General features: G+C 26.8%; 2 protein-coding genes. One reads left to right on the top strand and one right to left on the bottom strand.

Annotated features, from left to right (window positions below):
- Window positions 1–533: cysteine hydrolase family protein (locus tag ACRC03_RS09125; protein WP_438652256.1), on the bottom strand; the 533-nt coding region annotated here is incomplete at its 3' end.
- Window positions 534–794: 261 nt separating this feature from the next.
- On the opposite strand from ACRC03_RS09125, the gene ACRC03_RS09120 reads away from it, so the two are divergent.
- Entirely contained in the window at window positions 795–1,670 is an 876-nt protein-coding gene (locus tag ACRC03_RS09120) for a prohibitin family protein (RefSeq protein ID WP_438652255.1), read from the top strand.
- Window positions 1,671–1,944: the final 274 nt, after the last annotated feature.

Here is a 1,944-nt window from a genome sequence, read left to right as displayed (position 1 = left end):
TCTAATCCCATTTCTTTTCTCTCTGGACTAAATGAAGCTGTAGTTTCAATAGGAACTATACAATTATAATCTAGTGAAAATGCATAACTACATGTTTCTAAAACACAAACATCTGTAGCAGCACCTACTATTATTAAGTTTTTTATATTTTTAGACTTTAAAATTTCGTCTAAGTTTGTATTAAAGAATGCATTCCATCTATTTTTTACCACTAATTCTTCGCCTTCTCTTGGCATTAAAGGTGGTATAATTTCTGCATCAGGAGTACCTTCTATAAAGTGCTTGTATTTTTTTACTTCAAATCTATTGTCTAACATTTTCCAATCACTAAAATCTTCTTTATACTCTGTTTTTATATTTACAACTAACATTTCGTTAGTATTAAAATAATCTTTTAATTTAATCATAGGTGTTACTATATCTTCTTGTTTTGTAACATCAACATTTAACATTTTTACTAGTGAACCATCTGGTGCTCCACCACCATATTGCATATCTACAACTAATAATGCAGTTTCATTTTTATTTAACATATTGTTTCCCCTTATAATGTGTCTATATATTTTACTTTAAAGTAATTCTTCCATTATTATTTTATAATAAGGATATTAAATAATCAAATTTAATATAAGAATATGAGTATTTAAAATTTTTATACTGTATTAATAAATATAAAGTAATGTATTGCTATTGTAATTAGCATCGACTAATACAAAGAACATGATGTTAAATATAGATTAAAACTATGGGCTCTGATATAATAAATGTAATATAAAATTCAAGGGGGAGAATTAATGGAGGATACTAAAGTAAAAAAAGGTAAGAAAGCAGTTAAAAAAATATTAATAACAATAATATCATTAACAGTTATTGCAGTACTAGCACTAACATGTACAACAACTATAAAACAAGGACATGTAGGAGCTGTGTATGATAGATTTAAAAAAGGTATTCAAGATTATACTTTATCAGAAGGATTAAACTTTAAAGCACCTTGGCAAAGTGTAAATGAATTCCCAATTTCAATAGAAACAGTTTACATGAGTAAGGATAAGAGGGAAGGTTCAGAGGCTGATGAATCGATAACTATAAGTTGTAGTGATGGTTCTTTAAATGCAGATTTAACTTTCAGTTATAGATTCAAAATAGAAGATATACCAAAGGTACAAAGACAGTACAGAGGGAAAGATGGTCAGGAAATAATAAATACTGTACTTAGAGGTCAGTTAAGAAGTTGGATAAGTGAAGTAACTAAAAACTATTCCACAATGGAAGTTCATTTAACAAAAAAAGAAGTGGTTAATGAAAAACTAACAGAACACTTAAATGGAAAATCTAAAAAATACGGAGTAATGTTTGAAAATGTATCCTTAGCAGAAACTAGAGCATCAAAAGAAGTTCAAGCTGCTATAGAAAAAAGACAACAAATAAGTCAAGAAGTAGAACAACAACGTTTACAATTAGAAAAAGCCGAAATAGGTAAGCAAGCAGCACAACTAGAAGCTGAAAGAAAAGTAATACAAGCTGAAGGGGATAAAAAGGCTAACGAAATAAAAGCACAAGGATTAGATGAAAGAATATTAAAAGAAATGTACATAAATAAATGGGATGGAAAATTACCTCAAGTAATGGATTCTAACTCTAGTTTAATGTTAGATATGAATAAATAAGATAAGTAGCATGAGTTGATAATATAAATTAACTCATGCTATTTTTTTGCAATAAATAGAGGTATTGAAAACATAACATATTTTGGCTACAGGTTGTTCAAGTTAAGAAAAAATTTTATTTTTATAAAAATAAATTTAGCTTAATTGTATAATGAAATTGAACCAATAAAAATATAAAAAAAATCCATAGTAATCTTATCCTATGTTATTATTTAATCACGACAAAAAAACAATACAAAAAAGGATATGGATACTATGGATAATAACAATAATA

Origin of the sequence: Romboutsia sp., from assembly GCF_051659545.1 — a bacterium.
Lineage (GTDB): Bacteria > Bacillota > Clostridia > Peptostreptococcales > Peptostreptococcaceae > JBOFOR01.
Note: the sequence above shows the minus strand (reverse complement) of the source record. Positions and strands in the feature narration are given on the sequence as shown.

Bases quoted from the DNA above. Each gene is read 5' to 3' on its own strand.
- ACRC03_RS09120 (WP_438652255.1), top strand. From the start codon at position 795: ATGGAGGATACTAAAGTAAAAAAAGGTAAGAAAGCAGTTAAAAAAATA.